Here is a 7,883-nt window from a genome sequence, read left to right as displayed (position 1 = left end):
ACATTCTTCTCTATTTACCTATATTTATATTTTCACTAATTTATTATGATGTAGATATCAATTTAAAGTTATTGATACAAAATAACTAAATAGATTTTTTAGGAAGAGAAAATGATATACCATTCTGTTTTCTTAATTCGCATAATTTTCAAAATTAAAATCTTTGGATGTTAAAATTTGTTATATAATATACTTATCAAAGCATTACCCCTGTAGTTTCTATGATGAATCTGTAAGATAGTTTGTATGTCCCGTATATTCACCTTGAACTAAAAAGAACTTGTAGTTATTCCTACAAGTTCTTTTTGCTTTTCTTATTGTATTAGAACAGAAACTTTCAAATATTATTTCACCATAAAAAGGAATAAATGTTTTAAACAAACGTTTGACTAAACACCTATGAACTGTATTAATGAATGTCTTTTGAGCTAAATTCTCATACATAACCGTACAAAGGGAATTTTCTCGTTTTGGAGAAGAGTCAATTTCTTAATTTGATGGTGATGTGGTGAGACTTAAAAATATAGTTTATATAATAATATGTGTACTTTTTATTCAAGGTAAAAAATAGAATGTACTTATAATGATATCCCACTAAGTCGACGATACTTTTATCTTAAATATGGAAGTATATGATGTTCGTATAGTGCCTTTACAACCTCAGCATATTTCATATTTTTAGTGTTAGGCGAAAACATGTTCATAGGCATTGATAGAGAAAGATTGTACTCCCGATCTATCTCTACATTTACGGAGCCATTCATACTATTATCATTACTTATATCCACGTAACGGCCAACTGAAAACTGGATTTGTTTGGCTGAACTAAATAAGCTTCCTAACCATATTTTTAAGTTACCGGAATTTTGACCATTCAAATAAAATGAATACATGACCTTATCATTTGTTATATTTTGCTTTTGATAAATAAAGTTTGGATTTTGACTTTGTAAAGTATTTAATATTTCATCTAAGCCATTAATAATAAGATTAAAGTTTTCTTCGATAAAAGAATTTCTTTCTAAATCTGTTGGTGGACTTAATCTAGGAACCTTCACATCATTTAAAACAGTTGCAGCAGAATCACCATGCGTTCTAGTTTTCCTTAGTTTTTTTTCGCCAATAGGACCTAAATCGAACATTGGAACTTTTTGTAGTCGATAAATCAATTCTTCAAACTTATCATCAAATTCAGCTAGATTTGAAAAATCGATATAATTTATTCCTTGCAGATGAAATGGAATAACTTTTTGAAGAACAGCAGGTTGTCGAGTTAAAATAATTAATTTATCAAGATTTTGTTGAATTATAGGTAATGAAAGAAGTGTTTCAAACCCCACTCCTCCTGCAAATCCATCAGCCTTAACTGTATATTTTTCAGTTAATACCATTATAATGTAATCATCATCTCGCATATGTTCTACCATCATTTGATTCAAATTGACTGTTGAAGTAGATGTAATACCACGATCGAAATTTGCATCATAGCCTTCCGAACGAAGTTTTCTCACTAACTCTAATACCCATTGTTTGTGTTCTTCCGAATCCCAACTATAACTAACAAAAACTTTTTCAGGACTACTATGCATTTAAACCCTTCTCCCTTTTCATAATTGATACAATTTCAATTTGCTGATTTCCTAAGTAAAGAAATTCCGGCCCATTTTCTTCATTAAAATACTCAATATTCATAAAAATAGGTCTTAATGGAATTGACTCATTTACAAAAGATATGCTTCCCACCATCTCATTAAGAAGATCAAAAATGACAGTTAAATCTAATATTCGTTTGAACCTGTAACCTGAACCTGTTGGTAGGTACTTGTCACAAAACGATGACCATAATTTAGCGTAGGTAGAAAATGACTGGTTATTATAATAAACTTTTTCATAATCATATGGACCAACGATTTCATATTGTTCAATAGAACCATTTTGAAACATAATAAAGTCCCCTGACATATAACGATTATTAATTGCGATTACTAATTTTAATTCGCTCTTATTTCCCGTTATATGTTCTAACAACCCATTATAATGCAATTTCTTTAAAAGATAATCCATAGCTTGTGCCTCTTTTAATGAGTACATATCAGAACCTCCAAACAATTAAAATACCAAGTCAAACTCCACCTGTACCATCAATTTTTGTTCTTTTCTTAACTATACAAATACTGAGATATTCTTACTTTTATTATATAGAATAAAAAGAAAAGATGTGGTGAAATCACATTTTTTAACACCTTATTTTTCATATCGTTATACTTTATTAATATTTCCGTACCAAAAGGTATACCTTTGCGAATAGTTTTTATTCTCATACATCTAAACATAAAAATAATTCTTGATACGTCTGTAAAACCGTTCCAAAAGGTACACATTTTATAAGGAGGCAAACACAATTGAATAAAAGATGGATAGTTCCTTCCGTCACCTTCTTTTAAATTACAGGATATTCAGTATTATATTTTCCAAGAAATCTTTGCGGTCTTTTCATGACTCAAAACCCCATGTTATCACAGTTGATAAGAATCCTGCTTATCCGATTGCTATTACTCAGTTGAAGAAAGAGAAAAAGATGCCTGAAGGCATACAACTAAGGCAAGTTAGATATCTCAATAATATAGTGGAACAAGATTATCGTTTTATTAAGAAACGTGTGCGTTCTATGTTGGGATTCAAATCATTTAAAACAGCAACCTCTATATTGAGAGGCATCGAAGCTATGCATATGATCTAAAAAAGACAACTTCACCAAAGGGTGAACTCTGCCCAAAATGAGGTTGAACTGATTCATAAATTGTTTGGATTAGCTGCTTAATCTTAAAAGTAACAGGATGTTGCTGTTCTACATTCCTATTAAGCTATTTTTGCACCAGAACCCTACTACCATTGTCATTATCAGTGTTTTTAACACTAACTTTGATCGTAGGCTATGCATTAAGTTAAAAGTAGTTCTTCACGAATAAAACTCAATATTTCGTCAATACTGTAGACAACCCATTTCTTAACCATATTCCATGATTGAAGCAGTTAGCTTTTTGCTAGCTGCTCTTTTGGGTTCTGGTGCAAAAATAGAATAAAAGATAATAAAGCGCATAGATTCCTAACGGTATCGTATCTTATGCTGCAAGTCCAAACAATTGATGGATGAATTCTTTCTGATTTTGGACAGACTGGTCCCGTAAATTAATCTGTTCTTTTTTAATCATATGCATGGCTTCTACCCCAGAAAGAATGGATGTAGCTGTGTCAAAACATTTGAACCCTAGCATAGAACGAATTCGCTTCTTTATAAAGCGATGATCTTGTTCTACTATGTTATTCAAGTACTTTTGTTGTCTAAGTCGCATACCATCAGGTATGCTTTTTTCTTTTTTCAACTGTTCAATTGCTATAGGATAAGCTGGATTCTTATCGACTGTTATAACACGAGGTTTTGAAACATGAAAAGACTGCAAAGCCTTCTTGAAAAAGCGCTTTGCAGCCTTCTGATTTCTTGTTTTGCTTAGGTGAAAATCGATTGTATTTCCTTTTGAATCAACAGCACGATACAGGTACAGCCATTGACCTTTTACTTTGATATATGTTTCATCGACTCTCCAGGAGTCATTTGTTTGTTTAAGGTGACATCGGATTCGTTTGTCCAATTCAGGACCGTACTGATGAACCCAATGCATAATCGTTGTATGAGAAATGGATAAGCCCCGTTCCTCCATCATTTCCACTAAATCACGAAAACTGAGATTGTACCGTAGGTACCATCTTACCGTTAACAAAATAATATCAGGCTGATAATGTTTCCACTTGAATAGGTTTTGCTTTTCCATACTGATCACGCCCTTTTTTAGAGTACTAGTATCAGTATGTCCAAGTTTCAGAGATTAGTTACATAAATCTTATAGTTTTTGCACCAGAACCATATATATTCTCTACACAACCAAAGTTACCATAACACCACTTAACAGAAGTGCAATTATTTGTAGAAAAATAGATTTTGCTAAACTTTAACTTTTTATTAAACCACTTGATAATAAAATATGGAGTTATCAAAGCTATTCTATTAAACCAACTATATCAAGAAAAATTATAGTAGTTATCATTGCGATAACTGCTATAAGAAATTTAAATCTGAATTTAATCTTAATACCTAGCTTATCCGGAATAAAATATACTCCTAAACCCATACTAATACGTCCTATTAATAAATATAATTGATATAAAAATTCGTTATTTATTTTCGCCTTAATATACACTTTACTGTAATCGAACAATAGGAAATATATTAAAAATATAATTAAGTAGAGAATAAATAATTTCACATAATTTCTCAGTTTAGTTTTTCTCAAAATATCCCATACTCCTTTTAGATGTTCAATCAACTTATAAAATTTCTTTTATTAAATACCAATCTGATGTGAAGTTCACATAATCACCGTTATTGGAAGTCATTTTAAAATTCTACATGCGAACTTTTTCTTTGTTCCGACGAATAAACCACAAAATCAAAGTTAGAAGTAGTAGGAGAAGTAGTAAGAAGAGCGGTATTGCTTGAATAAAGAGAAATCCTTTCCAAAAATCGAGCATAGTACTACCTGGGGAATCTGTTGCCATCCCACCTATAAAATAAGATAACGGAATGGCAAGTATATTTATCCCTAAACCGATCATTACGAATGACAGATTTTTATTCCAGATTTTTGCTAATGCAGCCATAATAAATAAAAATAATGCAGTACCAATTATAAGAAACAGTACTCCAAAATAAAATGCAACATATAAAATAAATTCCATAATATCCCTCCAAGACTTTAATTGTACCATCAATAAGGGCAATTTTGGATGAATATGATATTCGTATATAGTTAACATAATGTCCTATTATCGGTAGTAGTATATCATTCTGTTCATTGATTAGAATGATAAGGTACTTTGTCCTTAGTCTAAGAATATGGTTCTGGTGCAAAAATTTCAAAATAGCTGTAAGCAATCCCTAAATCTTGGACATACTGATACTATTACTCTAAAAAGGTGTGTGATCGGTATGGAAAAGAAAAATTTGTTCAAATGGAAACACTATCAGCCTGATATTATCTTATTAACGGTAAGATGGTACCTACGGTACAACCTAAGTTTTCGTGATTTAGTAGAAATGATGGAGGAACGTGGATTATCCGTCGCTCACACAACCATTATGCGTTGGGTTCATCAATATGGACCAGAATTAGATGAAAGAATAAGGCGTCATCTTAAGCCAACAAATGACTAGTGGAGAGTCGATGAAACGTATATCAAAGTACAAGGTCAATGGATTTATCTATATCGTGCAGTGGATTCCGAAGGAAACACGATTGATTTTTATCTTAGTGAAACAAGAGACACAAAGGCTGCAAAACGCTTCTTCAAGAAAGCTTTGCGGTCTTTTCATGTTTCTAAACCTCGCGTCATTACGGTGGATAAGAATCCGGCTTATCCACCGGCGATACAAGAATTAAAAGAGGAGAAACGTATGCCTAAAGGCATACAGATACGGCAATGTAAATATCTCAACAATATCGTGGAACAGGACCATCGTTTTATAAAGAAGAGGGTCCGTCCCATGTTAGGGTTGAAATCATTTCGTACAGCAACCTTGATTTTGAGAGGTATCGAAGCCATGCATATGATGAAAAAAAGGCAACTTCACAAAAGGGTGAAATCTGCCCAAAATGAGGTTGAAGTCATTCATAAGTTATTTGGATTAGCCGCCTAATCTCAAAGTTAACAGGAGATTATTGTTCTATATTCCTATTAAGCTAATTTCGCACCAGAACCGAAATAGACATACAAAAACGCCATCCTTTCCTATGATTCTACAGAAAGAATAGCGTATTTTTTCATTTTAGGGGGGATTTTATTTTGTTAGCTTGATAGCGATGTGATGCTATCCCTAAACAAAAAAATAATACTATCCTAAATTAATTATTCTAGAAAATGAATTTTGCAAATCAATATCATGAGTAACAACAATAATAGTTTTTCCTTCATTATGAAGCTTCTTTAACAATTTAATTACTTGATCACGATTCTCTCTATCAAGAGATCCTGTAGGCTCATCAGCCAAAATAACATCACATTTTTTTAATAAAATTCTAGCTAATGCAAGTCTTTGTTGTTCACCACCACTTAAAGTATAAACTTTAGTTTTTAAAGAACAAGATAGCCCAACTTGTTTTAATGCATCTTCCATTAAAATCTTTTTCTCTTTTTTAGAGATCTTCTGAAATTCAAGTGCAACTTCCAAATTTACATCAACTGTTTCAGAATCCATTAAAGCATAATTTTGAAATATATAACCTAACTTATTTCTAAAAAACTTTTTTCTATTCTTATAAGGATTACCGTCTCCTTGAATAATAACTTTACCACTATCCGGTTCATCTAATAACCCAATTATATTAAGTAATGTAGATTTTCCTGTACCACTTTTCCCTATAATACCAACGAACTCATTATTATAAACACTAACATTAAAATCTTTAAAAATATATTGATCTCCATACTTTTTGGTGATGTTCTCTAATTTAATTCCTATTTCTTCTTTCATGTACTCAACCCTCTTTTATAATTTGTACCATTTTCTTTTGTTCACTTTTCTTAATCAATAAATAAATAAATAGATTCTCTAAAAAAAGGATACAAAAGACAAGATATATAAAATCAAACTTCTCTAATATACATAAAATCAATATTGAAACAAACCAAACAAAATTAGTAAACATCAAATATAACTTATGTCTTTTAAAATAAGAATAACCATGTATTATCTTAATAGTATGTTTCAGTTTATATTGTTCTAAATAATTTAATGTTGTAAACATACTTATAAACAAATAACCTAACAAAACAACAAATAAAACAATTAAAAATTGATATGCTCTTTCCACATGCATTTGAATTCTACCTTCAATAAGATCATAGGCATTATAGAGCACTGGATAATATTCTTGTAATTCTAAATTTTTAATCTGATCCTTAATGGTATTATATGGTACTTCTTTATCTGATAATTTTATAAAATAACCATCATTTCCAACAACAGTATCATACCATGCAGCCTCATTACCATTTGCATTAGTTAATATCATCGCAATACCATCATAAAAACGATTATTAGTATCTGTTGCGATATCATTAGAAAAAGTAAAATACGATTGATTATTCTTTATCCAAATTATATTTATCACCATATCCTCTTTTAAAGGAAGCTCTTTACCAGCATCTTTTAAAAAAGTATTTTTAACTTTATATTTTTGAAGATAATATTCTTCTTCAAAATATCTTCTTAATTCTTGTTCTTCTTTTTTATACTTCTCTGGAACTAAAACCGTAAGTCTATCATCATCTTCTTTAATATCAATTAACTTATCATCTAATCCATATATTGGATTAGATTTCAAATAATTATTATTTATAAGTATTGTTTTTTCTTCATAAACAGGAACACCTTCAACTTCTAGTCCAATCTGTTTTGCTCTGTAAGCATCAGAAAACCGTACTAAAATCGCACCTCTGTCATTTGTATATTTAAATAATTTATATTTTTTATCAAACATTTCAAGAATAGCTTTAGAATCATCCCCACTTGGTAAAGGAGCTTTAGTTGGCATAAATCCATATGATTTCATTTGTTTCCATTCATTTTCGTTTTTATAATAATATCGATAGGAATCCAAAAAAGCACTATAAGAAACAAAAAGTAAATATAATATAATCACTGAAAAAATCACTTTTACCAAACTATTTACAATTTGTATTTGTTTTAAAGGTTTTTTATTTTTTATACTTGCAGAAATTGAAATTTTTCCAACTCTTACAAAAAGAAGAGACATAATAAAACAAAC

General features: G+C 30.3%; 7 protein-coding genes and 2 pseudogenes. 2 read left to right on the top strand and 7 right to left on the bottom strand.

Annotated features, from left to right (window positions below; translation table 11 throughout):
- Positions 1-611: 611 nt before the first annotated feature.
- Both FT637_RS29000 and FT637_RS28995 read right to left on the bottom strand, forming a co-directional pair.
- A complete protein-coding gene (locus tag FT637_RS29000; RefSeq protein WP_193649179.1) occupies positions 612-1,589 on the bottom strand; it encodes a toll/interleukin-1 receptor domain-containing protein in 978 nt (325 codons plus the stop codon).
- Positions 1,582-2,091, bottom strand: coding sequence for a hypothetical protein (locus FT637_RS28995; RefSeq protein WP_193649178.1), 510 nt, complete (start codon positions 2,089-2,091; stop codon positions 1,582-1,584). Before FT637_RS28995 ends, FT637_RS29000 begins: the two co-directional genes overlap by 8 nt.
- Before the next feature lie 376 nt (positions 2,092-2,467).
- Here FT637_RS28995 and FT637_RS28990 point away from each other — a divergent pair.
- Positions 2,468-2,821, top strand: a pseudogene (locus tag FT637_RS28990) (DDE-type integrase/transposase/recombinase); the annotation flags it as partial.
- Positions 2,822-3,122: 301 nt separating this feature from the next.
- Here the strand turns inward: FT637_RS28990 and FT637_RS28985 are convergent.
- The 3 genes from FT637_RS28985 to FT637_RS28980 all read right to left on the bottom strand — a co-directional run bounded on the left by FT637_RS28985 (position 3,123) and on the right by FT637_RS28980 (position 4,794).
- Entirely contained in the window at positions 3,123-3,830 is a 708-nt protein-coding gene (locus tag FT637_RS28985) for an IS6 family transposase (RefSeq protein ID WP_193649177.1), read from the bottom strand.
- Positions 3,831-4,055: 225 nt separating this feature from the next.
- Entirely contained in the window at positions 4,056-4,349 is a 294-nt protein-coding gene (locus FT637_RS30530) for a hypothetical protein (protein WP_319805979.1), read from the bottom strand.
- Between the two features lie 112 nt (positions 4,350-4,461).
- Positions 4,462-4,794: a hypothetical protein gene (locus FT637_RS28980; RefSeq protein ID WP_193649176.1), complete on the bottom strand. Its 333-nt coding sequence runs from the start codon at positions 4,792-4,794 to the stop codon at positions 4,462-4,464.
- A gap of 250 nt (positions 4,795-5,044) precedes the next feature.
- Between FT637_RS28980 and FT637_RS28975 the strand changes: the two are divergent.
- Positions 5,045-5,752: pseudogene (locus FT637_RS28975) on the top strand (IS6 family transposase).
- A 195-nt stretch (positions 5,753-5,947) separates the two neighbouring features.
- Here FT637_RS28975 and FT637_RS28970 read toward each other — a convergent pair.
- Together FT637_RS28970 and FT637_RS28965 are read right to left on the bottom strand one after the other, a co-directional pair.
- Positions 5,948-6,586, bottom strand: coding sequence for a putative bacteriocin export ABC transporter (locus FT637_RS28970; protein WP_193649175.1), 639 nt, complete (start codon positions 6,584-6,586; stop codon positions 5,948-5,950).
- A 4-nt stretch (positions 6,587-6,590) separates the two neighbouring features.
- On the bottom strand, positions 6,591-7,883 hold a 1,293-nt coding region (locus tag FT637_RS28965), incomplete at its 5' end, for a DUF1430 domain-containing protein (RefSeq protein WP_193649174.1).

This window comes from Bacillus cereus (genome assembly GCF_015071065.1).
GTDB lineage: Bacteria > Bacillota > Bacilli > Bacillales > Bacillaceae_G > Bacillus_A > Bacillus_A cereus_BA.
The sequence above is the reverse complement of the archived record's forward strand: the minus strand, read 5'-3'. Positions and strand labels throughout refer to the sequence as shown.

What these genes read in the sequence shown, in the direction of transcription:
- FT637_RS28985 (WP_193649177.1), bottom strand. Translation starts at nt 3,830, where the DNA reads ATGGAAAAGCAAAACCTATTCAAGTGGAAACATTATCAGCCTGATATT.
- FT637_RS28980 (WP_193649176.1), bottom strand. Translation starts at nt 4,794, where the DNA reads ATGGAATTTATTTTATATGTTGCATTTTATTTTGGAGTACTGTTTCTT.
- FT637_RS29000 (WP_193649179.1), bottom strand. Translation starts at nt 1,589, where the DNA reads ATGCATAGTAGTCCTGAAAAAGTTTTTGTTAGTTATAGTTGGGATTCG.
- FT637_RS28970 (WP_193649175.1), bottom strand. Translation starts at nt 6,586, where the DNA reads ATGAAAGAAGAAATAGGAATTAAATTAGAGAACATCACCAAAAAGTAT.
- FT637_RS28995 (WP_193649178.1), bottom strand. Translation starts at nt 2,091, where the DNA reads ATGTACTCATTAAAAGAGGCACAAGCTATGGATTATCTTTTAAAGAAA.